At 74.3% G+C, this 23,193-nt stretch carries 25 protein-coding genes; 12 read left to right on the plus strand and 13 right to left on the minus strand.

Features of this window, described 5'->3' with window-relative positions; all coding sequences use genetic code 11:
- The first annotated feature begins 10 nt into the window (after nucleotides 1-10).
- On the plus strand, nucleotides 11-3,181 hold the full coding sequence (locus MNY60_RS00370; RefSeq protein ID WP_242338282.1) for an efflux RND transporter permease subunit: 3,171 nt from the start codon (nucleotides 11-13) through the stop codon (nucleotides 3,179-3,181).
- Nucleotides 3,174-4,637: an AdeC/AdeK/OprM family multidrug efflux complex outer membrane factor gene (adeC, locus tag MNY60_RS00375; protein WP_242338280.1), complete on the plus strand. Its 1,464-nt coding sequence runs from the start codon at nucleotides 3,174-3,176 to the stop codon at nucleotides 4,635-4,637. Before MNY60_RS00370 ends, adeC begins: the two co-directional genes overlap by 8 nt.
- 28 nt (nucleotides 4,638-4,665) lie before the next feature.
- On the opposite strand, the gene MNY60_RS00380 is transcribed toward adeC, so the two are convergent.
- From MNY60_RS00380 to MNY60_RS00390, 3 genes are read right to left on the minus strand one after another with little or no spacing between them, the layout of a single operon-like run.
- A complete protein-coding gene (locus tag MNY60_RS00380) occupies nucleotides 4,666-5,265 on the minus strand; it encodes a hypothetical protein (protein ID WP_242338278.1) in 600 nt (199 codons plus the stop codon).
- Nucleotides 5,262-5,528, minus strand: coding sequence for an anti-sigma factor (locus tag MNY60_RS00385; RefSeq protein WP_242338276.1), 267 nt, complete (start codon nucleotides 5,526-5,528; stop codon nucleotides 5,262-5,264). The genes MNY60_RS00380 and MNY60_RS00385 overlap by 4 nt, the downstream gene beginning before the upstream one ends.
- Entirely contained in the window at nucleotides 5,525-6,184 is a 660-nt protein-coding gene (locus MNY60_RS00390) for an RNA polymerase sigma factor (protein ID WP_242352936.1), read from the minus strand. The genes MNY60_RS00385 and MNY60_RS00390 overlap by 4 nt, the downstream gene beginning before the upstream one ends.
- 222 nt (nucleotides 6,185-6,406) lie before the next feature.
- Between MNY60_RS00390 and MNY60_RS00395 the strand changes: the two genes are divergently transcribed.
- The 3 genes from MNY60_RS00395 to MNY60_RS00405 all read left to right on the plus strand — a co-directional run bounded on the left by MNY60_RS00395 (nucleotide 6,407) and on the right by MNY60_RS00405 (nucleotide 8,472).
- Complete coding sequence (locus MNY60_RS00395) at nucleotides 6,407-6,712, plus strand: hypothetical protein (RefSeq protein ID WP_242352947.1); 306 nt, start codon at nucleotides 6,407-6,409, stop codon at nucleotides 6,710-6,712.
- Between the two features lie 93 nt (nucleotides 6,713-6,805).
- A complete protein-coding gene (locus MNY60_RS00400; protein WP_242352958.1) occupies nucleotides 6,806-8,194 on the plus strand; it encodes an NAD(P)/FAD-dependent oxidoreductase in 1,389 nt (462 codons plus the stop codon).
- A complete protein-coding gene (locus MNY60_RS00405) occupies nucleotides 8,191-8,472 on the plus strand; it encodes an anti-sigma factor (protein WP_242338269.1) in 282 nt (93 codons plus the stop codon). The genes MNY60_RS00400 and MNY60_RS00405 overlap by 4 nt, the downstream gene beginning before the upstream one ends.
- A 54-nt stretch (nucleotides 8,473-8,526) precedes the next feature.
- On the opposite strand, the gene MNY60_RS00410 is transcribed toward MNY60_RS00405, so the two are convergent.
- Nucleotides 8,527-9,276, minus strand: coding sequence for a hypothetical protein (locus MNY60_RS00410; RefSeq protein ID WP_242352968.1), 750 nt, complete (start codon nucleotides 9,274-9,276; stop codon nucleotides 8,527-8,529).
- Nucleotides 9,273-9,800 carry an RNA polymerase sigma factor gene (locus MNY60_RS00415; RefSeq protein WP_242352970.1) on the minus strand — a complete coding sequence of 176 codons (528 nt, stop codon included), beginning with the start codon at nucleotides 9,798-9,800 and terminating at the stop codon, nucleotides 9,273-9,275. Before MNY60_RS00415 ends, MNY60_RS00410 begins: the two co-directional genes overlap by 4 nt.
- A 273-nt stretch (nucleotides 9,801-10,073) precedes the next feature.
- On the opposite strand from MNY60_RS00415, the gene msrB reads away from it, so the two are divergent.
- Together msrB and msrA are read left to right on the plus strand one after the other, a co-directional pair.
- Nucleotides 10,074-10,562, plus strand: a complete 489-nt coding sequence (msrB, locus tag MNY60_RS00420; RefSeq protein ID WP_242352973.1) for a peptide-methionine (R)-S-oxide reductase MsrB — start codon at nucleotides 10,074-10,076, stop codon at nucleotides 10,560-10,562.
- Nucleotides 10,559-11,215, plus strand: a complete 657-nt coding sequence (msrA, locus tag MNY60_RS00425; protein WP_242338262.1) for a peptide-methionine (S)-S-oxide reductase MsrA — start codon at nucleotides 10,559-10,561, stop codon at nucleotides 11,213-11,215. The genes msrB and msrA overlap by 4 nt, the downstream gene beginning before the upstream one ends.
- Nucleotides 11,216-11,297: 82 nt before the next feature.
- Here msrA and MNY60_RS00430 read toward each other — a convergent pair whose 3' ends face one another.
- Nucleotides 11,298-12,002, minus strand: coding sequence for a molybdopterin-dependent oxidoreductase (locus tag MNY60_RS00430; protein WP_242338260.1), 705 nt, complete (start codon nucleotides 12,000-12,002; stop codon nucleotides 11,298-11,300).
- Nucleotides 11,999-12,694 (minus strand): cytochrome b/b6 domain-containing protein, encoded by a 696-nt coding sequence (locus MNY60_RS00435; protein ID WP_242338258.1) that lies wholly within the window; start codon nucleotides 12,692-12,694, stop codon nucleotides 11,999-12,001. Before MNY60_RS00435 ends, MNY60_RS00430 begins: the two co-directional genes overlap by 4 nt.
- A 133-nt stretch (nucleotides 12,695-12,827) precedes the next feature.
- Here MNY60_RS00435 and MNY60_RS00440 point away from each other — a divergent pair, with 133 nt between their 5' ends.
- Nucleotides 12,828-13,757: a ketopantoate reductase family protein gene (locus MNY60_RS00440; protein WP_242338257.1), complete on the plus strand. Its 930-nt coding sequence runs from the start codon at nucleotides 12,828-12,830 to the stop codon at nucleotides 13,755-13,757.
- A gap of 124 nt (nucleotides 13,758-13,881) precedes the next feature.
- Here the strand turns inward: MNY60_RS00440 and MNY60_RS00445 are convergent, their stop codons facing one another.
- Nucleotides 13,882-14,406: a YkgB family protein gene (locus MNY60_RS00445; RefSeq protein ID WP_242338254.1), complete on the minus strand. Its 525-nt coding sequence runs from the start codon at nucleotides 14,404-14,406 to the stop codon at nucleotides 13,882-13,884.
- A 234-nt stretch (nucleotides 14,407-14,640) separates the two neighbouring features.
- Here MNY60_RS00445 and MNY60_RS00450 point away from each other — a divergent pair, with 234 nt between their 5' ends.
- A complete protein-coding gene (locus MNY60_RS00450; RefSeq protein ID WP_242338253.1) occupies nucleotides 14,641-16,155 on the plus strand; it encodes a glycosyltransferase in 1,515 nt (504 codons plus the stop codon).
- Here MNY60_RS00450 and MNY60_RS00455 read toward each other — a convergent pair.
- The 5 genes from MNY60_RS00455 to MNY60_RS00475 all read right to left on the minus strand — a co-directional run bounded on the left by MNY60_RS00455 (nucleotide 16,130) and on the right by MNY60_RS00475 (nucleotide 20,714).
- Nucleotides 16,130-16,888 carry a class I SAM-dependent methyltransferase gene (locus MNY60_RS00455; protein WP_242338251.1) on the minus strand — a complete coding sequence of 253 codons (759 nt, stop codon included), beginning with the start codon at nucleotides 16,886-16,888 and terminating at the stop codon, nucleotides 16,130-16,132. The genes MNY60_RS00450 and MNY60_RS00455 overlap by 26 nt on opposite strands.
- Nucleotides 16,889-16,967: 79 nt before the next feature.
- The gene (locus MNY60_RS00460) at nucleotides 16,968-17,354 is read right to left on the minus strand and encodes a response regulator (RefSeq protein WP_242338249.1); all 387 of its coding nucleotides are present in this window, start codon (nucleotides 17,352-17,354) and stop codon (nucleotides 16,968-16,970) included.
- Nucleotides 17,351-18,610: a HAMP domain-containing sensor histidine kinase gene (locus tag MNY60_RS00465; RefSeq protein ID WP_242338247.1), complete on the minus strand. Its 1,260-nt coding sequence runs from the start codon at nucleotides 18,608-18,610 to the stop codon at nucleotides 17,351-17,353. Before MNY60_RS00465 ends, MNY60_RS00460 begins: the two co-directional genes overlap by 4 nt.
- The gene (locus MNY60_RS00470) at nucleotides 18,607-19,785 is read right to left on the minus strand and encodes a glycosyltransferase (protein WP_242338245.1); all 1,179 of its coding nucleotides are present in this window, start codon (nucleotides 19,783-19,785) and stop codon (nucleotides 18,607-18,609) included. Before MNY60_RS00470 ends, MNY60_RS00465 begins: the two co-directional genes overlap by 4 nt.
- Nucleotides 19,786-19,931: 146 nt before the next feature.
- Nucleotides 19,932-20,714: a metallophosphoesterase gene (locus MNY60_RS00475; protein ID WP_242338243.1), complete on the minus strand. Its 783-nt coding sequence runs from the start codon at nucleotides 20,712-20,714 to the stop codon at nucleotides 19,932-19,934.
- A 171-nt stretch (nucleotides 20,715-20,885) separates the two neighbouring features.
- On the opposite strand from MNY60_RS00475, the gene MNY60_RS00480 reads away from it, so the two are divergent.
- The 3 genes from MNY60_RS00480 to speB are packed head-to-tail and all read left to right on the plus strand — an operon-like array spanning nucleotide 20,886 to nucleotide 23,172.
- Nucleotides 20,886-21,413 (plus strand): GNAT family N-acetyltransferase, encoded by a 528-nt coding sequence (locus MNY60_RS00480; RefSeq protein WP_242338240.1) that lies wholly within the window; start codon nucleotides 20,886-20,888, stop codon nucleotides 21,411-21,413.
- Entirely contained in the window at nucleotides 21,410-22,186 is a 777-nt protein-coding gene (locus tag MNY60_RS00485; RefSeq protein ID WP_242338238.1) for a 1-acyl-sn-glycerol-3-phosphate acyltransferase, read from the plus strand. Before MNY60_RS00480 ends, MNY60_RS00485 begins: the two co-directional genes overlap by 4 nt.
- A complete protein-coding gene (gene speB / locus MNY60_RS00490; RefSeq protein ID WP_242338236.1) occupies nucleotides 22,186-23,172 on the plus strand; it encodes an agmatinase in 987 nt (328 codons plus the stop codon). Before MNY60_RS00485 ends, speB begins: the two co-directional genes overlap by 1 nt.
- Nucleotides 23,173-23,193 lie beyond the last annotated feature (21 nt).

The raw sequence follows: 23,193 nt of genomic DNA on the forward strand, positions 1-23,193 counted from the left end.
TCGGACACCCGTGGCCAGGTTCTTCATCGATCGCCCCATCTTCGCGTGGGTGATCGCGATCATCGTGATGCTGGCGGGGGTCCTCTCCGTCCTGTCCCTGCCGGTGGCGCAGTACCCGGCGATCGCGCCGCCCGTCATCAGCGTCAACGCGAGCTACCCCGGCGCGTCGGCGAAGACGCTCGAGGACACGGTCACCCAGGTGATCGAGCAGAAGATGAACGGCCTCGATCACCTGCGCTACCTGTCCGCGACGAGCGACTCGGCCGGCAACGCGAGCGTGGTCCTCACCTTCGACGCCGGGACGAACCCGGACATCGCGCAGGTCCAGGTCCAGAACAAGCTGCAGCTCGCGATGCCGCTGCTGCCGCAGGAGGTGCAGCGCCAGGGCGTCCGCGTCGCCAAGGCGGTGAACAACTTCCTCATGATCGCCGGCTTCGTCTCCGAGGACGGCAGCATGAGCCGCAACGACCTTGCGGACTACGTCGTCTCGACGCTCCAGGACCAGGTGAGCCGCGTGACGGGCGTCGGCGACGTGCAGGCGTTCGGGTCGGCGTACGCCATGCGGATCTGGCTCGACCCGGAGAAGCTCACGAACTACGGCCTCACCCCGCTCGACGTGAGCGGCGCGGTCCAGGCGCAGAACGCCCAGGTCTCGGCCGGCCAGCTCGGCGGCGCGCCCGCCGTGAAGGGGCAGGAGCTCAACGCGACCATCACCGCGCAGACGCGGCTCCAGACTCCGGAGCAGTTCCGCGACGTCCTCCTGCGCGTGAACCCGGACGGCTCGCAGGTGCGGCTCGGCGACGTCGCGCGCGTCGAGCTCGCCGGCGAGACCTTCGAGATCGAGAGCTACTACAACGGCCGCCCGGCGGCCGGCATGGGCATCAAGCTCGCCAGCGGGGCGAACGCGCTCGCCACGGCGAGCGCCGTGCGCGCGCGGCTGGACGAGCTGTCGCGGTTCTTCCCGCCGGGGATGAAGGTCGTCTACCCGATCGACACGACGCCCTTCGTGCGGCTCTCCATCGAGGAGGTCGTGAAGACGCTCCTCGAGGCGATCCTGCTCGTCTTCCTCGTGATGTACCTGTTCCTCCAGAACTTCCGGGCGACGCTCATCCCCACCATCGCGGTGCCGGTCGTGCTGCTCGGCACGTTCGGCGTGCTCGCGGCGGCGGGGTACAGCGTGAACACGCTCACCATGTTCGGCATGGTGCTCGCCATCGGGCTCCTCGTCGACGACGCCATCGTGGTCGTCGAGAACGTCGAGCGCGTGATGAGCGAGGAGGGGCTCTCGCCCCGGGAGGCCACGCGCAAGTCGATGGGGCAGATCACCGGCGCGCTCGTCGGCATCGCGCTCGTGCTCGCCGCGGTGTTCGTCCCGATGGCCTTCTTCGGCGGCTCGGTGGGCGTCATCTACCGCCAGTTCTCGATCACGCTCGTCTCGTCGATGGCGCTCTCCGTCGTCGTCGCGCTGACGCTCACCCCCGCGCTCTGCGCGACCATGCTGAAGCCGGTCGCGAAGGGCCACGGCCTCGAGCGGGGCGGCCTCTTCGGCGCGTTCAACCGCCTGTACGACCGCGGCAGCGCGCGTTACCGCGGGCTCGTCGGCGCCCTGCTCGGCCGGACCGGGCGGGCCATGATCGCCTACGTCGCGATCGTCGCCGCGCTGTCGGCGCTCTTCCTGCGCGTGCCCACCGCGTTCCTCCCCGAGGAGGACCAGGGCCAGCTCTTCGTGCAGGTGCTGCTCCCGCCCGGGAGCACGCTCGAGCACACCCGCGAGATCATGCTGCGGGTGTCCGACCAGCTGCTGCACGACGAGAAGGACGCGGTCGAGTCGGCGATGAGCATCGTGGGCTTCAACTTCGGCGGCCGCGGCCAGAACGCGGGCGTCGCGTTCGTGAAGCTCAAGGACTGGAGCGAGCGCAAGGAGGCGCGGCTCAAGGCGAAGGCGGTGGCCGGCCGCGCCATGGCCGCGTTCTCGGGCATCAAGGACGCGATGGTGTTCGCGTTCGTCCCGCCCGCCGTCTCCGAGCTCGGCAACGCCACCGGCTTCGAGCTCCAGCTCCAGGACCGCGGCGGCCTCGGCCACGAGCAGCTCGTGGCGGCGCGCAACCAGCTCCTCGGCCTCGCCGCCAAGCACCCCGCCCTCGCCAAGGTCCGGCCCGCCGGCCTCGAGGACACGCCGCAGTACAAGGTGGACGTGGACCAGCAGAAGGCCGCGGCGCTCGGCGTGTCGCTCGCCGACGTGAACGCCACCCTGTCCTCCACGTGGGGCATCTCCTACGTGAACGACTTCATCGACAAGGGCCGCACGAAGCGCGTGTACCTGCAGGCGGACGCGCCGTTCCGGATGCAGCCCGCGGACGTGGAGCGCTGGTACGTCCGGAACCGCCAGGGCCAGATGGTCCCGTTCTCGTCGTTCTCGAGCGGTCGCTGGACCTACGGCTCGCCGAAGCTGGAGCGCTTCAACGGGACGCCGGCGGTGGTGATCCAGGGCGAGGCCGCGCCGGGTCACAGCACCGGCGAGGCCATGGCCGCCATGGAGTCCATCGTGAAGCAGCTCCCCACCGGCGTCGGCTCGGAGTGGTCCGGGCTCTCGTACGAGGAGCGGCTGTCGGGCGCGAACGCCCCCGCGCTCTACGCGATCTCGCTGCTCGTCGTGTTCCTGTGCCTCGCGGCGCTGTACGAGAGCTGGTCCATCCCGGCCGCCGTCATGCTCGTCGTGCCGCTCGGCGTGCTCGGCGCGGTGCTCGCGACGCTCCTCGGCGGGCTCGCGAACGACGTCTACTTCCAGGTCGGCCTGCTCACGACCATCGGGCTCTCGGCGAAGAACGCCATCCTCATCGTCGAGTTCGCGAAGGAGCTGCGCGAACGCGGGAGAGGCGTGGTGGAGGCCGCCCTCGAGGCCGCGCGCATGCGGCTCCGGCCGATCCTCATGACCTCGCTCGCGTTCATCCTCGGGGTCCTGCCGCTCGCGCTCGCGCGCGGCGCGGGCGCCGGGAGCCAGAACGCCATCGGCTTCGCCGTGGCGGGCGGCATGATCTCGGCGACGGTGCTCGGCGTGCTCTTCATCCCGGTGTTCTTCGTCGTGATCGGGCGCCGCGCCAGGGTCACCTCGGCCCCCGCGCCGGCGGAGGGCGACGAGGAGGGGGACGGGGGGACCGAGGGGGAGGCGCTCCATGCGTAGCGCCCCGCTCGCCGCGGCCACGGCCGCGGTCCTCCTCGCGAGCTGCACCCTCGCGCCGCGCTACCGCCGCCCCGAGGCTCCCGTCGCCGGGCAGTGGCCCGAGGGCGCCGCCGCGGAGGCGGCGCGCGCCGCGGCGCCCGGGGCAGCGCCGGCGGAGCTCGGCTGGCGCGACGTGTTCGGCGACCCGCGCCTGCAGGCCCTCATCGCGCTCGCGCTCGAGAACAACCGGGACCTCCGCGTCGCCGCCCTGAACGTCGAGCTCGCGCGCGCGCAGTACCGCATCCAGCGCTCGCAGCAGCTCCCCACCGTGGCGGGCACCGCGAGCGCCACGCGCCAGCACGTCGACGCCGACCTCAGCCCCACCGGCCGCGCCTCCACGAGCACGCAGTGGGAGGTCGGCGCGGGCGTCACCGCGTTCGAGCTCGATCTGTTCGGGCGGGTCCGCAGCCTCAAGCGCTCGGCGCTCGAGCAGTACCTCGCGACCGAGGAGGCCCGGCGGAGCGCCCACCTCTCGCTCGTCGCCGAGATCGCCACCCAGTACCTCGCCGCCCGCGCGCTCGACGATCAGGTCGCGCTCGCGCGGCAGACGCTGAAGACGCTCCAGGCCTCCTACGACCTCACGAAGCGCAGCTACGACGTGGGGCGCACCTCGGAGCTCGACCTGCGCACGGCGGAGTCGCAGGTGCTCTCGGCCCGCTTCAACCTCGCCGCGTACGCGCAGCAGCGCGAGCAGGCGCAGAACGCGCTCGTGCTCCTCGTCGGCCAGCCCTTGCCGGCGGGGCTCCCCGCCCCCGAGCCGCTCGAGGCCGCGCCGCTCCTCGCCGACCTCCCGCCCGGGCTCCCGTCGGAGCTCCTGCAGCGGCGGCCGGACATCCTCGGAGCGGAGCACGCGCTCCGGGCGGCGAACGCCAGCATCGGCGCCGCGCGCGCCGCGTTCTTCCCCTCCATCACCCTCACCGCGTTCGGCGGCACCGCGAGCGGCGAGCTCTCCGGGCTCTTCGGCGCCGGCTCCGGGCTCTGGAGCTTCACGCCCCAGCTCACCCTGCCGCTCTTCACCGGCGGCCGGAACCGCGCGAACCTCGACGCGGCGGAGGTGCGGAAGTCGATCGAGGTCGCCCGGTACGAGAAGGCGATCCAGGTCGCGTTCCGCGAGGTCGCCGACGCCCTCGCCGCGCGGGCGTCGCTCGACGATCAGCTCGCCGCCCAGACGGCGCGCGTCGAGGCCGAGCAGCGGCGCTACGCCATCTCCGACCTGCGCTACCGCAAGGGCGTCGACAGCTACGTGACCGTGCTCGTCGCTCAGCGCGACCTGTACGCCGCGCAGCAGCAGCTCATCCAGTCGCGGCTCGCGCGGCTCGGGAACCTCGTCGCCCTCTACAAGGCGCTCGGCGGCGGCTGGCTCGAGCGCTCCGCCCACGCCGCGGCCGCGAGCACGCCGCCGTCTCCGGCGCCGTGATCGCGGATGCCGTCCGGGGCCCGGTGACTCACGGCCCCGAGTCCACCTCCCCCACCCGGAGCCGCTCGGCGAGCCACCGCGCTTGCCACGCGCGCTCCGCCTCGAACGCCGCGAGCCCGCCGCCCAGCGCGGAGGCGAGCGTCGCGGCGATGTAGGAGGTCGTCGCGGGGCCGACGTGCAGCGCGTTCTGGGCGGCGTCGGCCACGAGCTCCGCCGCGCGGGAGGCGGGGCCTGCGCCGCTCGCGACGTCCGCGATCGCGTCGAGCTCGGTCGCTCGCGCGAGCGCGTCCCGCGCCGCGGTGGGCACGTGCGGCAGGGCGAGGTCGCGGGCGCGCAGCGCGCACGCCCGCGCGTAGTCCCCGGCGAGCGCCCGATCCCAGGCCGCGACGCGCGCGACCAGCCGCGCGCGGGGAGCCGCGACCTGGTAGCGGGCCTCTCTCACCGGGCCGTCGAGCTCGATCCGCCAGAGCTCGTCGGCGAGCCAGTACGGGAGATCGCCCGCGCGGCAGGCGTGGATCCAGAGCTCGGGCCGATGGGCTGCGGCGCTCACCCATTCGCCCGACGCGGGCCACTGGAAGCGGGTGAAGGGGGCGAGCGCGCCCGCGGCGAGGAACTTGAAGGCGATCACGCGCCGCCTCCGGAGCCCTTCTTCCAGTCGCGAAAGATCGCGAGCAGCGCGTCGCGCGCCTCGGGCGCGACGGACTCCTCGGTGAGCTCGCCGGCGCGCTCGAGGACCCGGCGCATCTGGGCGAGGTAGGTGCGGCACCAGTCGCAGTAGGTGAGGTGCAGCTCGAAGCGGGTCCGCTCCTCGACCGGCAGGGTCGCCTCCAGGTAGTCCGTCACGAGCTCGACGAGCTCGCGGCAGGAGAGATCGGGGACCGCGGCCGTCACGGCGCCTCCTCCCGTCCCATGCGCGCCTCGAGGAAGGCGCGCACCTTCGAGCGGGCGCGGTGCAGCAGCACGCGCTGGTTCACCTCCGTGATGCCGAGCAGCGCGCACACCTCGCCGGCCTCCCAGCCCTCGACGTCGCGCAGGGACATGACCGTTCGCTGAGCGTGCGGGAGCGTCTCGAGCGCCTCGGCCACGAGCGCGACCAGCTCGCTCGACTCCGCGCGCGCGTCGGGCCAGGGCTCGGGCGGCTCCGACCAGTGGCCGGCCCACCGGTCCTCGTCTCCCCGGAAGCGATCCGGCGACACCGACGGCGCGTCCTCCTCGCCCTCCGGTCCGAGCGACGACATCGGCACCGAGCGACTCTCCTTCAGCCCCCGCGCCTTCGCGCAGTTCACGAGGATGCTGAAGATCCAGGACTTGAGAGACGAGCGCCCCTCGAAGAGGTGGAGCCCCCGGAGCACGCCGAGCCACGCCTCCTGCACGACCTCCTCCGCCACCGCCTTGCTCCGCACGAACGTCGCCGCGACCCGCACCATCGCGCCGTGATGGCGCGTCACGAGGGCGAGGAACGCGGCCTCGTCGCCGGCGCGGAGGGCCGCGAGCTCTCGCTCCTCGGCTGCGCACCCGACCGGCTCCGAAACGCACGGCGGCTCCATCCGCGGCACCTCCCCTGCCAGGAACGCGGGTCGCGCCGGATGTAGCTCGCAGGGCGCCGGGCCACTGTGCTTCGACGGGGACGGCCGTTCGGAGTCGGGCGACTCCACCTCGTGCGCAAGGGGCAGGCGCCAATGCACGGGCGCCCGCCCGCCGAGCTGCCGCCGCTCGTGTAACGGAGGTGACGCTCCGCGCCTCTACGACGAGAGGAGAGCGAGGACGTCATGGCGCACGCAGAGCACGAGCTCGACCTCGAGCAGGCGGCGTTCCGGAGCTGCATCACGGGCGCCGTGGTCGCCACCGGCCCGTTCCACGACGTGACGCTGCTGCCCGACGGCCTCGACGCGGACCTCGAGGAGTGGCAGGCGGGGTTCCTCACCGTCGCGGGGCGGTTCCTGGACCGCCGCGAGGCGGCGGTGGCGCTCGGCCACGCCGGGCGGCTCGAGGCGCGCGCGTACTTCGCCGGCGACCCGTGCCCGACGCTCGAGGCCGGCCACCCGGTGAGCTGGCATGGGCGGCGGGCGGCCTGAGCGTCGCCCCGGCCGCGCGGCCAGGCGCCCTGCTCGGGAGCGTAACGGTGGCCAGCTTTTCCCACACCGCTCGCGTGCGGACGTGCCGTGCGCGTGCCCAGGGAGACCCCCATGGACCTCGACGCGATCATCGTCGGCAGCGGCCAGGCGGGCGTGCCGCTCGCCACCCGCCTCGCGAGCCACGGCCAGCGGGTGCTCCTCGCGGAGCGCGGGCCGCTCGGCGGCACGTGCACCAACACGGGCTGCACGCCCACGAAGACGCTCGTCGCGAGCGCCCGCGCCGCACACGTCGCGCGGACGGCGGGCCGGCTCGGCGTGCAGGCCGGGGCCGTGAAGGTGGACCTCCCCGCGGTCATCGCGCGGAAGGACGCGATCGTCCGCCGCTGGCAGGAGAGCATCGCGAAGCGCCTCGCCGGCGCCGGCGCGAACCTCCGGCTCGTTCGCGGCCACGCGCGGCTCGTCGGCGAGCGGACCGTGGAGGTCGCGGGCGAGCGCCACCGCGCCGCGGTCGTGATCCTGAACGTGGGCGCCCGGCCGATCGAGCCGCCCATCCCCGGCCTCGGCGGCGTGCCCTGGCTCGACAACCGGCGGCTGATGGAGCTCACGGAGCTCCCGTCGCACCTCGTGGTCGTGGGAGGCGGCTACATCGGGTGCGAGCTCGCCCAGGCGTACCGGCGCTTCGGCGCCGACGTGACCGTGGTCGAGCCCGCCCCGCACCTCCTCGGCCACGAGGACCCCGAGATCTCGGAGGCGATCGAGGGGTTCTTCCGGGACGAGGGCCTCGCGCTCGCGCTCGGCGTCCGCGCCGAGCGCGTCTCGGGCGAGCCCGGGCGCATCACGGTGGGGCTCTCGAGCGGGCGCGCGGTGACGGGCTCCCACCTCCTCGTCGCCACCGGCCGCAGGCCCAACACCGACGACCTGGGCTGCGACGCGGCCGGCGTGAAGCTCGACGGGCACGGCTTCGTCGAGGTGGACGATCACTATCAGTCGAGCGCGCCGGGGGTCTACGCGGTGGGCGACTGCGCGGGCGGGCCGCAGTTCACGCACGCGGCCTGGGACGACCACCGGCTCCTGTTCGACGTCCTCACGGGAAAGCCGGGCCGCGGCCGGAAGGATCGACTCATCCCGTACACCGCGTACACCGACCCCCAGGTCGCGGGCGTGGGGCTCACCGAGCACGAGGCCAAGGAGAAGGGCGTCCGGTACGAGGTCGCGACCCTGCCGTTCGGCAGCGTCGCGCGCGCGATCGAGACCGACGAGAAGGCGGGCGTCCTCAGGGTGCTCGTCGATCCGGTGAGCGAGCGGATCGTCGGCGCGTCCATCGTGGGCGCGGAGGCGGGCGAGCTCATCCACGTCTTCGCGGCGCTCATGCAGGCCGGCGCACCGGTGCGCGCGCTGGTCGACATGGAGGTCGTGCACCCCTCGTTCGCCGAGGGCCTCCAGTCGGTCGTCATGGCGCTCCCGCGGTACGCCCTGTCGTGAGCGGCGCGACGACCGGCGAGCTCCCCGGCGAGCTGACGTGCCGCGAGCTCGTCGAGCTCGTCACGGAGTACCTCGAGAACGCGCTCGCGCCCGACGAGCGGACGCGCTTCGAGCTGCACCTCGCCGTCTGCCCCGGGTGCGAGGCTCACGTCCAGACGCTGCGCGCGACGCTGCGGGCCGCGGGCCGCCTCTCGGAGGAGTCGCTCCCGGAGGAGGCGCGCACGCGCCTGCTGCGCGCGTTCCGCGACTGGAAGCGCCGCCCCCCGGGCGCGGCGTGACGCGTTCTCTGCTCGGCGGGCCTGCGAAGAAAGCGCTCCGGGCCGCGCCCCGCGTCACGCGACGCGCAGGCGCGGCCGCCGCCAGAGCAGGCTCGCGCCGGCCGCGGCCAGGAGCACCCCGCCCACGTGGAAGGCCAGGAGGTGCGGGACCTCGCTCTGCAGTCCGCAGGTGACCTGGAGCGCGGCGTCGCCGGCCAGCGCCCCGGCCGCCGCCACCCCCGCGACAGCGAGGCGCGCCGGCGAGGTGGAGCCCCCGCGGAGCGCAAGCCAGACCGCCCCCAGCACCAGCGCCGCAGCGGCGAGCTCGCTCGCGAGGCAGTCCGCGCCCGGTGCGCCGGCGATGGGGGTCCCGGCAGCGGCGATCCCGGCGAGGATCGTCGCGACCACGCTCCCCCCGAGGACGAGCAGCGGCCTCCGGTTCGCCGCCGCGGCGAGGGCGAGGGCGAGCGCCAGCACGAGACCGGCCCTGCCCCAGTCATCGATCGCGCCGGAGCGGCTCCGCGCGATCACCACGAACACGAGGGCGGCCACGCAGGCCGCGGCGCTCGACCCGATCGTACGCCTGCGCGCCTCGCGCCGGAGCTCGGCGACGATCGAGCGAGACACCCGCTCGAGCGCCCCCACCGGCAGCGGCACGGGCTCCGAGCGCTCGATGAGCACCTGGAGCCGCTCCGCCTCCCGGAGCGCGCGGGCGCACTCCGCGCACGCCTTCGCGTGCAACGCGGCGGCGATCCGCTCCGGGTCGTCGGGGGCCAGCGCGGCGAGCCCCGGCGCGTCACCCCCGACGTGCTCGCGGCCGGTCATGAGCGGTCCTCCGCGACGAGGTCCGCGAGGGCGACGCGAAGCTGCTCGTAGGCGCGAAACGCCCGCAGCTTGGCGGCGCCCTCGGAGATGCCCAGCACGCGGCCGATCTCGGCGAAGCCGAGCTCCTCGAAGCGGTGCAGGTAGACCACGACGCGCTGAGGCTCGGCGAGGCCGTCCAGGGCGACCCGCACCCGCTCGGCCCGCTGCCCTGCCAGGACTGCCTCTCCCGCATCACGCGCCTCGGGATCCATGACCTCGTCGTCGCCCTCCTGCACCTCGCGCCCCTGCTTTCTCAGCCAGTCGATCCGCACGCGCCCTGCGATGGTGAAGACCCAGGGGCGGAGCCGCTCCCCTCCCCGCCAGCTCGCGCGCGCGACGTGCATCTTCAAGAACGTACTCTGCAGGAGATCCTCGGCCACCGCTCCAGGCCCGACCGATCGCACGAAGAACGCGTGAACGGACGGCGCGAGGGAACGGAACAGGCGCTCGAACGCTCCCGCGTCTCCCGCGACGTAGGCCTCCATCAGGGCCTCCTCGTTCACCTGACCCCGCATACGTGCGCCGAGGGCTCCGGGTTACGCAGCCGCCGCGAGTAACCGGCGCCTCCGGTCGCGCGTACTCGGAGCACCCCAGGAGCGCACGTTCCTGGAGGGAACGAACGGAGCGAGCACATGCCGCACGCGAGCCATCCGGGAGCCGTCTTCGCGTTCCTCTGGCTGTCCACCCTCGCCTGTGGGGCTCGAGCGGGCGGGACCGAAGCGGCGCCCCGCCCGGCCGTCGCGCAGGAGACCTCGAAGATGTCGACCTACCGGAAGCCGTCGGACGAGGAGCTCCACCGGCGCCTCTCTCCCGAGCAGTACCGGGTGACGCAGCAGGAGGGCACCGAGCCGGCGTTCCGCAACGCCTACTGGGACGAGCACCGGGCCGGCATCTACGTGGACGTCGTCTCCGGCGAGCCGCTCTTCAGCTCTCTCGACAAGTTCGACTCCGGCACGGGCTGGCCCAGCTTCACCCGTCCACTCGATCCCGCGAGCATCTCGACCCGCAGCGATCGCAGCCTCCTCTTCACGCGGACCGAGGTCCGCTCGCGGCAGGCCGGCTCGCACCTGGGCCACGTGTTCGACGACGGGCCCCCGCCCACGGGGCTGCGCTACTGCATGAACTCCGCGGCGCTGCGCTTCGTCCCGGTCGAGCGGCTGGCCGAGGAGGGGTACGCGAGGTTCCTGCCCATGTTCGAGTCGGTGGACGCCACGGCGCCCTCGAGCGACGGGAGGACGAGCCCGTGAAGCTTGCCCTGCTCCTCGGCGCCCTCGCGGCCGCCGTCGCGACGGTCCAGCTCCTCGGCGCTCCCGCCCGCGCCGGGCGCGGAGGCGACGGCCAGATCGGCAACCCCAGCGTGGGCACGAAGCCGGGCCACGTCGGCCACGGCACGGCGCTCGTCGCCTCCGGGAAGAACCAGCTCGCGATCTTCGCCCAGGGCTGCTTCTGGGGCGTGGAGGAGCGCTTCCGCAAGGTGCCCGGCGTCGTGGCGACCGCGGTGGGCTACACGGGCGGGCGGGCCCGGAACCCCAGCTACGAGGACGTGTGCACGAACACCACCGGCCACGCCGAGGCGGTCCTCCTCGAGTACGATCCCGCGAAGGTGAGCTACCCGGAGCTGCTCGCGTTCTTCTGGAAGACCCACGACTCGACGAGCGGCGATCGCCAGGGCCCGGATCGCGGCAGCCAGTACCGGTCCGCCATCTTCACCTTCGGTCCAGAGCAGCAGGCCGCGGCGCTCGCCTCGCGCGCCGAGGAGCAGAAGCACCTCGCGGACCCGATCACGACGGAGATCGCGGCGGCCGGCCCGTTCTGGGTGGCGGAGGACTACCACCAGCAGTGGGACGAGAAGCACGGCGCCCTCTCCTGCCCGGTGCCGCACCGGGCGCGGGCGAAGTGAGCGCAGCCCGCGGAGGCCCCGCGACGCCGTCCCCGCGCCGCGCTGCCGGACTGGGGGCCGCCCGTGGCGGGCGGCGCCACCGTCACACGCCTGCGAACCACTCGTAGCCCTGGTCTTCCCAGTACCCGCCGGTCCGCACCGGGAGGAAGCTCACCTCGGTGAGGTACTTCACCATCTTGTAGCCGAGCTTCACGGCGGAGTAGAGGCGCAAGGGCGCGCCGTGCTCCCGCTGCAGCGGCGCGCCGTTCATCCCGTACGCGAGGATCGTCTGCGGGTGGAGCGCGCTCTCGAGGTCCCAGGACGACCAGTACCCGGAGTCGAAGGAACGGAACTCGACGTAGCGCGCCCGCCGGTCGACGCCGGCGAGCCGGGCGAGCTCGGCGAGGCGGACGCCGTCCCAGGAGGCGACCGCGGACCACCCCTCTACGCAGTGGTGGCGAACGCGCGTGCGCGTGGCCGGGAGGCGCCGGAGCTCCGCGACGGACAGGGTGAGCGGGCGCGCGACGAGTCCCCGCACCGCGAGCGCCCAGCCGGCGGGCGCGACGGGGAGCTCCCTCGAGATCTTGTACGCCGGGAAGTCCTCGGGGGCGCTCTCCTCCCCCTCGGAGAGCTCGGGGGCGAGCCGGCCCGGATCGAACAGCGCGCGCTGGAAGCGCTCGTTGACGTTCTCCATCAGGCCGAGGAACCCCGCGTGCGGGCGATCGCCGTCGCACGCGAGCCCGCCGAGCGCGAGGAGCCCGGCCGAGCGGAGCCCACCCGAGAGGAAGTTCCGTCGCGTCGAGCTCATGGCGCCTCCTCCGGGAGCCGCGTCTCCCGCGGAGCCCGGCGCTCCTCCGGGCCGAGGTCCCGCCCGACCGTCATGCCGGCGAGCGTCCGCGGGTGGAGCACCACCTGGACCACGTGGACGACGGTGAAGAGCGCGAGCCCCGCGAGCACGAGCAGGTGAATGGCGCGGGCGGCGTCGTAACCGCCGAGGAGCGCGGTGAGGAGCGAGAGCTGCACCGGCTTGTACATGGCGAGGCCCGAGAGGACGAGGAGCGGAGCGGCCGCGAGGACCCCCGTGTACGTGAGCCGCTGCATGCCGTTGTAGAGGCCGACCGGCGGCGGAGCCTCCCTGCGCAGCCGCAGATCGTGGAGGAGGGTGCCCCACGCGTTCCGCGCGTCGCGGCGCGGGGAGAAGAGCCGCCGCCGCCACTCGCCGCTCGCGAAGAGATACACGCCGTAGACGAGCGCGTTCGCGACGAAGAGCCAGGCGAAGGCGAAGTGCCAGTGTCGCGCCCCGGCGAGCCACCCGCCGATCGTCAGGGCGTCGGGCGGGCGCATGCCCTGCAGCAGATACCAGCCGTAGTCCCGGCCGCGCTCGCCGAGGAAGGGGTACGCGGCCAGGATGCGGAGCCCGCTCCCGGCCATGACGACGAGGAAGACGAGGTTGGCCCAGTGGGTGGTCCGGATGAGCCAGGGCTGCTTGGAGCGAGGCATCGCTTCGGGAGGTACGAGGGAGGCGGGGTTTCGTTACGCGCCGGGCGGGGGTGCGGCGTACGGCGGGCCGCCAGAGCCCATCGGCTAGAATCCTCTAATGCCATCAACTCCCCGCGGCGCCCCGGGAGCGCCGATGCGAACGCTCGAGCGCGTGGTGATCTGCGGCGCGGGGGCGGTGGGCAGCGCCTACGCCGAGCGCTTCCAGGACACGGACGGCGCGGACCTCTCCGTCGTCGCGGGCGGTGAGCGCCGCGAGCGCCTCCTGCGGGAGGGACTCACCGTGAATGGACGGCGCATCGACGTGCGGGTGATCGCGCCCGGCGAGCCGGGTCCGCCCGCCGACCTCCTGCTCGTCGCGGTGAAGCACCCCCAGCTCGCCGCCGCGATCGAGGACGTTCGCTCCCGGGTGGGCGAGAGGACGATCATCCTCCCGCTCCTGAACGGCATCACGAGCGAGGCGGCCCTCGCGCGCGCGTTCGGGGCCGAGAAGGTGCTGCACGCCTTCGTGGTCGGCAACGACGTGGTCCGGGAAGGGACCCACGTCCGCTACGCGAACATCGGCCGGCTCGTCTTCGGCGCGGCCTCCAACGACCGGGGCGATCCGCGCGTGGTCGCGGTCGAGGCGCTCCTCGCGCGCGCCGGCATCCCCGCCGTGGTCCCCGCCGACATCCTCCGCGAGCAGTGGTGGAAGTTCATGCTCAACGTGGGGGTGAACCAGGTCTCGGCCGTCCTGCGGGTCCCCTATCGCGCGTTCGGCGCCGTCCCGGAGATCCGCGAGCTCACGCGCGCCGCGGCGCTGGAGGTGGTGGCGCTCTCCGCGCGCGAGGGGATCGCGCTCGGCCCCGAGGACGTGGAGCGCATCTTCCCCATCCTCGCGACCCTCGCGCCGGGCGGGAAGACCTCCATGCTCCAGGACGTGGAGGCCGGGCGGAAGACCGAGGTCGAGATCTTCGCCGGCGCGGTCGTCGAGCTCGGCCGGCGACACGGGATCGCGACGCCCGTGAACGCGCTCCTCGGCACGATGATCGCGGCGCTCGAGCGGCTCGCCGGGATCCCGGGCTGAGGCGCTCCGAGGCGCGCAAAGGCCCGGACCGGCCGGGCCGCGCGAGGTGCGCGGCCGGCCGGACCGGGGGAGCCCGCTCCGGGGGGAGGCGTGGCGGGCTCTCTCCCGTTGCGGCCGCTCGTGCTCAGGACGCCGCGTGGGACGCAGGCTTCGCGAGCCCCGCGAGGGCCGGGGCGACCACCGCGGTCCGGCCCCGGGCCGCGCGCAGCGCCTCGGCCGCCGTGTACACCGACGCGCCGAGCAGGACGAGGTCCTTCACGAGGAAGCCGAACGCGGGGCCCTGCGGCGACAGCCCGCCTGGCGTCGTGAAGAGGAACGAGAGCGTGGTCGCGAAGATGACGGTCGCGAGCGCGCTGCCGATCGCCGACGCCACGGGCGAGAAGCGCCGCGAGGCGATGAGGAGCCCCGCCGCGAGCTCGATGACGCCGACGAGGTTCGAGACGCCCTGGACGCTCAGGATCGCGTACAGCCAGCTCATGAACGGGCTGTTCGAGACGAGCGGCTGGATCGCCTTCGCCTCGAACCCGGCGAACTTCAGCCCGCCGAACGCGAGGAGCAGGAACACGACTCCATAGCGCAGGATGGCGGTGCCTGCGGCCTCGATCTTCGCGATGCGGTGCTCGACGTCTGCTGGGTTTCGCTTGTCCATCTGGTCCTCCGAGGGTTCGGGATCGCGGGCGCTGCCCGGGTCATGGCGCCGGGTGTCTCCGGCCGCGGGATCCGTTACGTCGCGCGCGAGCGCCGCCCGGACACGGCGGACACGGATCGGGAAGCGACCTGCTCCGCCGAGGTCGTGCGCGAGCGGGTCGGGCGAGTGACAATGATCGGCGGTGATCGTGGGATGGGTTCACCCGGGCCAGCAGGCCCTTGCTCGAGGCGCGCCATGATCGAACGGGTCGAGCTCGAGGAGCACGTCGGGCTCGACGACTACACCCGGTTCCTGCATCTCGCCGAAGGCGTGCGGCAGCTTCGGTCCGAGGCGGAGCCGTGCGTCCCGAAGCTCGCCGGGCGAAGGGTCTGGATGCTGAGCTCGACGCGGCAGGGCGGCGGCGTCGCGGAGATGATGCCCCGGCTCATCTCCATCATGCGAGAGCTGGGGGTCGCCACCGAGTGGGTGGTGATGCGGACGGACCGCCCGGAGTTCTTCGCGCTCACGAAGCGCCTCCACGCGCTCCTCCACGGAGAGGGCGACCCGCGCCTCGGTCCCTCGGAGCGGGAGCTCTACGAGAGCGTGAGCAGCGAGTGCGCCCACGCGTTGCGTCCGCTCCTCGCGCCGGGCGACATCCTCGTCGTGCACGATCCGCAGCCGCTCGGGGCGGGCGCGCTCCTGAAGGCGATGCCGGGGCTGCACGCGATCTGGCGCTGCCACATCGGCCTCGAGGTGGAGTCGCCCATCGCGAGCGCCGCGTGGACCTTCCTCCGGCCGTACGCCGAACGTCACGATCACGCGATCTTCTCGGCCCCCGAGTACGTCCCCGGGTTCCTCGCAGCGCGCGCCTCGGTGATGCGCCCCACCATCGACCCGCTCGGCCACAAGAACCGCGAGCTCTCCCCCCACAAGCTCGTGGGTGTCCTCTGCAACTCCGCGCTCGTCGCCGGCGCCCACCCCGTGCTGACCCCGCCGTTCGCGCACCCGGCGCTCCGGCTCCGGTCCGACGGCACGTTCGCGCCGGCGGATCAGCCGAGCGACATCGGGCTCCTGTTCCGCCCCGTGGTGACCCAGGTCTCCCGCTGGGATCGGCTGAAGGGGTTCCGGCCGCTGCTCGACGGGTTCCTCGCCCTGAAGCGCCGCGCGGGCGACGGGGCTCACCCTCCGAGGCACCGGCGCCGCCTGGAGATCGTGCGTCTCGTGCTCGCCGGGCCGGACCCCGCGGCGATCCAGGACGATCCCGAGGCGCGCGAGGTGCTGGCCGAGCTGACCGCCGCGTACCGGGCCCTCGAGCCGGGCGCGCAGGCGGACGTGGCCGTCCTGACGCTGCCGATGGCCTCGGTGAAGGAGAACGCGCTCATGGTGAACGCCCTCCAGCGCTGCTCCACGGTCGTGGTGCAGAACTCGCTGCGCGAGGGCTTCGGGCTCACGGCCACCGAGGCGATGTGGAAGGCGGTGCCGGTCCTGGGGACGCAGGCCTGGGGGCTGCGCCAGCAGATCCGCGACGGCGTGGACGGCCGGCTCGTCACGCACCCGGACGACCCCGAGGAGCTCGCGCAGGTCCTGGACGAGATGCTGGCGGACCCGAAGCAGCGCTTCGTCTGGGGGCAGAACGGGCAGCGCCGCGTCCACGACGCGTTCCTCGTGTTCGGGCAGGTGTCGGAGTGGCTGCGGGTGCTCGGCGAGTGCGACGGCCCGGCGCGGGCCGCCGCGAGCGACGCGGTCAGACCCGCCCGCGGACCGCGATGACGCGCGCGGGCAGCGAGAACGGCGCGGTCGGCGCGCCGAGGAGCTCGCGGTACGCCTCGCGGATCGCGGCGCGCCGCTCCTCGGGCTGGGCCACGAGGTAGCCGCCGGCCGGCCCGATCCCGAAGGCGAACGGCGCCCAGAGATCGTCGAAGTCGGCGTAGCGCTCCTCGAGGTCGATGTGGCCGGTCGCGACGTCGCGGAGGCCGGCGCGCTCCCACAGCGCGACGAGCTCCGGCATGCGGCGGAAGGGGAGCCGGGCGTCGTCGGGTGCGTTCGGGTCGAAGCGCCTCGCGGCCTCCCAGAACGTCCGGACGAGGGCGAAGCCCTCCGCCTGGAACGTACAGGCCGCCGCGACGCCGCCGGGACGGACCACCCGGCGCAGCTCGGCCGCCATCCGGTCCGGCTCCTTGACGAAGGTCAGCACGAGCTGCGACAGGGCCGCCTCGAACGTGCCGTCGGCGAAGGGGAGCGCCTCGGCGGACGCGAGGCGTACGTAGGCGCCCGGGACGCGCGTGCGGCACGCGGCGACGAACGACTCGGAGAGATCGACCGCCGCGACCTTCACCGCCCCGAAGCGCTGCGCCATCACGGCGGTGAGCCCGCCCGGCCCGCACCCCACGTCGAGCACGGGCCCCGCCTGCACGCCCGCGAAGTCGAGGAAGCGCGGCGCGAGCTCGCGCGAGTAACGCCCGATGTACCGGTCGTACGCGTCGGCCGCGACTGCGAAGGTCATGGACCCGGAGTTGAGCGCCCCCGCGCGAACGCGTCAAGGCGTGACCCCCGGAAGAGCCCCGTCGCCGAGGCGCGGTCGATCAGCGTGGTCTTGCCTGGCCGGAGCGCAGCACGTCGGCGACCCTGCGACGCAGCTCTCCCGGATCGCCCTTCGGCACCCAGCCGTCGATCGCGAGCCTCGCCGCGACCTTCCTGAGCGCCTGCTCGTCGTTGGACGAGTGGAGGAGGATGCGCACGCCGCGCGTCTTCTCCCGCCCCCGGAGGACCGCCACGAGCCCCTCGCCGGAGAGCGCCGGCATGTTCACGTCCACGAGGACCAGGTCGGGCGCGTTCAGGAGCACCTGCTGCGTGGCGCCGAACGCGCCCACGTGGACGAGGACCTCGTAGCCCTCCGCCTCCAGCAGCTCCTTCGTGCAGACGAGGTGCATCTCGTCGTCGTCCACGACGAGGATCCTGGCTCGGCTCATGGCGCTCTCCTCGGGGGCGGGGTGCCCGGCAGGTGAACGGTGAACGTGCTGCCCTCGCCTCGCCGGCTCGCGACCTCGACCCGGCCGCCGAGGAGCTCCGCGAGGGAGCGGGTGATGACGAGGCCGAGCCCCGTCCCCGGGTGCGACTTCGTGGCCGCGTCCTCGAGCTGGCCGAACGGGACGAACAGGCGCGGGAGATCCGCCTCGGCGATGCCGCACCCGGTGTCGGCGACGGACACCGCGGCGCCGCCCCCCTCCCCCCTCCCGACCCTCACGCGGATCGCGCCGCGGTCGGTGAACTTCGCCGCGTTCGACACGAGGTTCACGAGGATCTGGCGGACCTTCTGCGCGTCCGAGGCGACGACGGGCGCCCCGGCGGCCTCGACCTCCACCCTCACCGGCTTCTCGCCCAGGAGCAGCCGCGCCGTGGCCGCCACCTCCGCCACGAGCTCGGCGAGGTCCACCGGGCCGATCGACACGTCCATCCGCCCCGCCTCCACCTTCGAGAGGTCGAGGATGTTGTTGACGGTGCCGCGGAGCGTGGCGGCCGCGCGGAGCAGCATCGGCAGCTTCGCCCGCACCTGCTCGAGGTTCTCCCGCTCGCAGGCCATCCGCACCAGCTCCGCGAGCGCCACGATGGCGTTCACCGGCGACCGGAGCTCGTGGGTGGCGTGGGCGAGGAACCGGGACCGGAGCTCATCCACCTTCTCGAGATCGCTCGCGCGCGCCACCGCCGCCTCGCGCTCGAGCGCGGTGCGCTCGAGGGCCGCGCCCTGCTCCTGCACCAGCTCGCGAACGGAGGAGTACCCGAGGTACCGGCCCAGCGCGTCCACGACGATCACCTCGTCGTAGACCGACGCCGCGTCGCGCTCGAGCGCGCGCTCGACCGCGGTGGCGAGCGGGACGTCGTGGGGCAGCACGAGCGGGGCGAGGTCGGCGATGCGGGTCACCGGCTTCTTCGCGTACAGCTCGTGGCCGAAGTTGCGCGCGAGCTTCACGAGGAGCCGGCCGCGCGTGAGGAGCCCCACGGGGCGCTCGTCGGCGACGAGGGCGACGGCCTCCAGCTCCGGCCGTCCGAAGAAGAGCTGCGCCACGTCCTGCACCCGCTCCTCGGGCGCGACCCACGCGTCCCCGGTGAGGAGCCGACCGAGTGACGGCGGCGACCCGTCGCGCTCGGCGTCGGGGGTCCCGTCGGCGCGCTCCGGCGGGCGACCCGCGGCGCCCAGGCTCAGCGGCTGCGAGGAGGCGAGGCTCACGCGCGCACCGCCGTCTCGCACTCGACCGCGGCGAGGGTCGCGGGCTCGATGCGGGTGCCGCGCCGCACGACGAGGCGCGTGCCCCGCCAGGCCACGTCGCGGCGGAGGAGTCCCCACATCCAGGCCCCACCGATGACGAGGTCCTTCGCCGGGACGAGCGCGAGCTCGCGCACCCGGAAGCCGCACGGCCTGAGCGCCCGCGCCGACGCCCCGTCGAGCGCGGCCTTCGCCGCGCAGGTCGTCGCGAGGAGCCCGAGCGAGGCCGGCGTGCGCTCGAGCAGGGCGGCCGCCGAGGCGAGCAGCACCGGGTTCAGGAGCGCCTGCGCGGAGTACACGAACGGTCCCACTGCCTGCCGCTGGAGCACGCTCCACCGTGCGTAGCGCGCCGCGAAGTCCCGGACCGTCCGGCGCTCGCTCACGTTCTGGATCGGCCGCTGCCCGACGGCGACGCGCTTCCCGAGCGCGCGGCCCACGAGGAGCCCGAGCACGTAGTCCTCGGCGAGGACGTCCTTCACCGCCTCGAAGCCCCCGAGCGCCTCGAGGTCGCGCCGCCTGAACGCCATCGACTTCCCCACCACGATGTCGCGACCGACGAGCCGCTTCGCGGCCACCACCCCCGGCGCGACCGAGCCGGCGAGGTGCAGGTGATCGAGGAGCGAGCCGACGCGCGCCTCGCCCACGCCGGCGATGGGGTGCGTCACGAGCCCGACGGCCTCGTCCTCGAGCAGGGCCGCGATGCCGGCGAGGTAGCCGGGCTCGACGCGCACGTTGGAGTCGGACACCACGAGCACGCCGTGCCGCGCGGCCCGCGCGAGCGTGACGAGCTGGTTCACCTTGGGGTTCAGGCCCGGCTCACCGCGCTGGAAGACGATCCGGAAGCGGCCCGGGAAGCGCTGCGCCGCCTCGCGCGCGGGCCCGAGGGCGAGGTCCTCGACGCTCCGGAGGCCGAGGAGCACCTCGTAGTCCGGGTAGTCGAGCGCGGCGAACGAGGCGAGGTTCGCGGCGAGGCCGTCGTCGAGCCCGCAGAGCGGCTTCAGGATGGAGATCGGCGGGGTGTGGCGCGGCGTCCGGGCCGGCTCCCGCAGGTGCCGCCGCAGGGCCACGCACTGCACCGAGAGGAAGACGAGGCCCACCGCCGCGGCCGCGAAGAGAGCGAGGGTCGGATGGCTCGGCAAGGAGGTCTCCCGTTCCGCGAACGCCGCGCGCGGGCGTCGCACCGGAAGATCCTGGACGGCCGGCGTGGCTCCGCCGCGACGGGCAGGTGACGGTTCAGCGTTGCTCGCCTGGGCGTGCCCGTCGCGCGCGGGCAGCGCCAGCGCCATCAGGCAGCGGCCGGCAGCGGCCGGGCGGCCGGCGCCGCGCTCGGGCGGTCGAGCTCGAGCCGGCGCTCGGCGACGATCCGGCCGTGCGCGTGGACGAGCACGCGGCAGGAGCAGAGCTCGGGCGTGCTCCCCGCGTTCATGACGTGGAGCGGCCGACCGGCGCGGGACGGCAGCACGACGGAGGACGCCGCGTGCCGGTGACCGTGGGCGACGAGATCGCAGCGGCCGGCGAGCGCCTCGAGCAGGTCCCGCCCGCGGGCGAGCTCCGCCGCGTTGGGCCAGCCGAGCCAGCTCGCGAGCCGCTCCGAGAGGTGATCCTCCGGGAGCGGGAGCAGGTGGTGGTGCAGCATGAGGGCGACGAGCGTGCCCGGCGGCGCCGCACGCACCGCGGAATCGACCGCGGCGATGTCGCCGTCCGAGAGCTCGCCATGAGCCGAGAGGAGCGCCCGGTTGTGGGGGGCCGTGGAGTCGAGCCGGACCACGTGCAGCCCGGGCCGCGCCTCGACGGCCACCCTGACGGGCGGCATGAGGCGGCGCGCGACGTCCTCGCCGAGCCGGTCGTGGTTGCCCGGCACGACGACGGTCCGGTCGCGGAGCGGCGCGAAGATCGCCTCGAAGGCGGCCAGCTCGGCGCGGCGTCCACGGTGGGTGACGTCGCCCGTCACGAGCACCGCGTCCACCTCGGCCTCGCGGAGGGCCACCGCCAGCCGGGCCACGTTCGCGTCCGTCCGCCGGTCGCGGCCGAGGTGCAGATCCGAGATGTGCGCGAGCGTTCGCTCCACCGGTCCTCCTGCCCCGGCAGCTCACTCCGCGCAGGTGACGCGCCGGTGGCGGGACGATCACGCCCTCGTGAATTCGCGCGCCGCGGACGGGTTCACGTCCCCGTCGCGTGCCCGTCCCGCTCTTTTCACGGAGCCCGCCTACCGTTCGCGCTCCCCCCCTGGAGGATCTCCATGACCGAACGCCGTATCCGACCCCTGCGGTCCCACGACTTCGCCGAGCTGATGCGCCTCGAGGAGGAGGTCTTCGGCGGGCACGGCGAGTCGGTGCTCGGGCCGTACTACGTGCGGCTCTGCTGCGAGTTCTTCGCGGACACCTGCTTCGTCGCCGAGGAGAAGGGGCGCGCGGTCGGCTACGTCCTCTGCTTCGTGCGCGGGCGCGAGGCGTACTGCACGACCCTGGCGATCGCCCCCGACCTGCAGGGGTCTCGCGTCGCCGTCCAGCTCCTCCGCGCGCTCGTCGCCGAGCTGGGGACGCGCGTCGACGCGTGCTGGTTCACGGTGAAGGAGGACAACGTCGCCGCGCGCGCGCTCCACGCCGCGCTGGGCGCCCGCGACGTCGAGATCCGGGAGGACTTCTACGGACCGGGCGACCGGCGGATCGTGTCGCGCATCGAGCGGGCCGCGTTCGAGCGCCTCGAGACGCGCATGCGCAGGCTCGGGATCGTGGAGCGCCAGGCGGTGATCGCGGGGGCGGCATGAGCGAGCTCGTCCGGCTCGCTCCCGCCGCCCGGGACCCCGCCTCCCGGCGCGTCGCGCGCGCGGGGGCGCGCCTCGCCGGGCTCGGCCTCACCACCCTCGAGACGGCCGGCCGGGTCCGCGGGCTCCCGAGCGTCGCATCGCAGGACGGCGCCCGAGAGCGCGCGCTCGTCCTCCGGGACGCGGCGCGCCGCGTGCTCGACCTCCACGGCATCGAGGTGGAGGCGGACGGTCCGCTGCCGTTCGGGCCGGTGATCCTCGCCGCGAACCACGTGAGCTGGCTCGATCCGCTGGTGGTCGCGAGCCTGCTGCCCTGCGCGCCCGTCTCCAAGCTCGACGTCGCGAGCTGGCCGGTGATCGGCACGATCGCGCGCGAGCTCGGGGTGGTCTTCGTCTGCCGGAGCGATCCGGCGAGCGGCGCGCGCGCCCTCGTCACCGCGGCGGAGACGCTCGCGCACGGGGTGAGCGTGCTCAACTTCCCCGAGGGCACGACGACGGACGGCACGGACGTGCTGCCGTTCCGGCCGGGGATGTTCGGGCTCGCCCTTCGCGCCCGCGTGCCCGTCGTCCCCGTGGCGCTCGCCTACGATCCCCCCAGCCTGGCGTGGGTCGGAGACGCCACGTTCCTCCCGCACTACCTGACGGTCGCGTCGCGCCGCCGCGCGCGCGCCGTCGTCCGACTCGGCACGTCGATCCTCCCCACCTCCGGCGATCGCGCCCGGGACCTCGCGCAGGCGGTCCATGCGGAGGTCGTACGTCTCCTGAAGGAGCCCTGATGCCACAGGCATCCGCGTTCGAGTACCTGAGCGGCGGGCAGATCCCGTTCTTCCGGCTGCCCACCGCTTCCGCCGCGAAGGTCCCGCCGGGGACGGCGGCGGTCCTCCTCGGCGTCTCGTTCGACGGCGGCACCACCTACCAGCCCGGCGCGCGGCTCGCCCCCTTCGCGGTGCGGCGCGTGAGCGCGCTCGTCCAGGGATACCACCCCGGCCACGAGCTGCAGGTGTTCGACGCGCTCCCCGCGGTGGACGGCGGCAACGTGGTGTTCCCGCCGTTCGACGCGGCGGCGATGCGCGAGGCGGTGCAGGCCTCCGTCGCGGGCGTGCTCGCGGCGGGCTGCGTGCCGTTCCTCGTGGGCGGAGATCACTCCATCGCCCTCCCCGCCCTGCGCGCCGTCGCCGCGCGCCACGGTCCCGTGGCGGTGGTCCACGTCGACGCGCACCTCGACACCTCCGGGCCCGAGACCTGGGGCGAGCGCTTCCACCACGGGACGCCGTTCCGACACGCGCTCGACGAGGGGCTCGTGGCGGAGGGGCAGCTCCACCAGATCGGGATCCGGGGGAGCTGGGGCGGCGCGGAGGATGCACACCCCGGGCGCTCGCGCGGCGCGCGCCTCCACCCCGTGGAGGTGATCTCCGAGCGTGGCGTCCGCCGGCTCGCCGAGGAGCTCCGCCTCGCGATCGGGGAGCGGCCAGCCTATGTGTCCTTCGACGTCGACGCGGTCGATCCCGCGTTCGCCCCCGGCACCGGCACGCCGGTACCCGGTGGGCTGTCCTCGCGCGAGGCCCTGGGGCTGCTCCGCGCGCTCGCGGGGCTGCGCCTCGTCGGCATGGACGTGGTGGAGGTCTGTCCGCCGCTCGATCACGCGGACCTGACGAGCCACCTCGCCAGCCACCTCCTCTTCGAGGGGCTGGCGCTCGCGGCGATCGCCCGGGCGGCCCGCCGCACCGCGACCGCGGAGGCCGGCCGGTCGGCGGCCCGCTGAGGAGCCACGTCGGGGAGCGCC

Origin of the sequence: Anaeromyxobacter sp. SG17 (assembly GCF_022690695.1) — a bacterium.
In the GTDB taxonomy this organism is placed as follows: Bacteria; Myxococcota; Myxococcia; order Myxococcales; family Anaeromyxobacteraceae; genus Anaeromyxobacter; species Anaeromyxobacter soli.

Bases quoted from the DNA above. Each gene is read 5' to 3' on its own strand.
- MNY60_RS00460 (WP_242338249.1), bottom strand. From the start codon at position 17,354: ATGAGCCGAGCCAGGATCCTCGTCGTGGACGACGACGAGATGCACCTC.
- MNY60_RS00485 (WP_242338238.1), top strand. From the start codon at position 21,410: ATGAGCGAGCTCGTCCGGCTCGCTCCCGCCGCCCGGGACCCCGCCTCC.
- MNY60_RS00455 (WP_242338251.1), bottom strand. From the start codon at position 16,888: ATGACCTTCGCAGTCGCGGCCGACGCGTACGACCGGTACATCGGGCGT.
- MNY60_RS00430 (WP_242338260.1), bottom strand. From the start codon at position 12,002: ATGAGCTCGACGCGACGGAACTTCCTCTCGGGTGGGCTCCGCTCGGCC.
- msrB (WP_242352973.1), top strand. From the start codon at position 10,074: ATGTCGACCTACCGGAAGCCGTCGGACGAGGAGCTCCACCGGCGCCTC.
- MNY60_RS00440 (WP_242338257.1), top strand. From the start codon at position 12,828: ATGCGAACGCTCGAGCGCGTGGTGATCTGCGGCGCGGGGGCGGTGGGC.
- MNY60_RS00445 (WP_242338254.1), bottom strand. From the start codon at position 14,406: ATGGACAAGCGAAACCCAGCAGACGTCGAGCACCGCATCGCGAAGATC.
- MNY60_RS00480 (WP_242338240.1), top strand. From the start codon at position 20,886: ATGACCGAACGCCGTATCCGACCCCTGCGGTCCCACGACTTCGCCGAG.
- adeC (WP_242338280.1), top strand. From the start codon at position 3,174: ATGCGTAGCGCCCCGCTCGCCGCGGCCACGGCCGCGGTCCTCCTCGCG.
- MNY60_RS00450 (WP_242338253.1), top strand. From the start codon at position 14,641: ATGATCGAACGGGTCGAGCTCGAGGAGCACGTCGGGCTCGACGACTAC.
- MNY60_RS00415 (WP_242352970.1), bottom strand. From the start codon at position 9,800: ATGGAGGCCTACGTCGCGGGAGACGCGGGAGCGTTCGAGCGCCTGTTC.
- MNY60_RS00395 (WP_242352947.1), top strand. From the start codon at position 6,407: ATGGCGCACGCAGAGCACGAGCTCGACCTCGAGCAGGCGGCGTTCCGG.
- MNY60_RS00410 (WP_242352968.1), bottom strand. From the start codon at position 9,276: ATGACCGGCCGCGAGCACGTCGGGGGTGACGCGCCGGGGCTCGCCGCG.
- speB (WP_242338236.1), top strand. From the start codon at position 22,186: ATGCCACAGGCATCCGCGTTCGAGTACCTGAGCGGCGGGCAGATCCCG.
- MNY60_RS00390 (WP_242352936.1), bottom strand. From the start codon at position 6,184: ATGGAGCCGCCGTGCGTTTCGGAGCCGGTCGGGTGCGCAGCCGAGGAG.
- MNY60_RS00435 (WP_242338258.1), bottom strand. From the start codon at position 12,694: ATGCCTCGCTCCAAGCAGCCCTGGCTCATCCGGACCACCCACTGGGCC.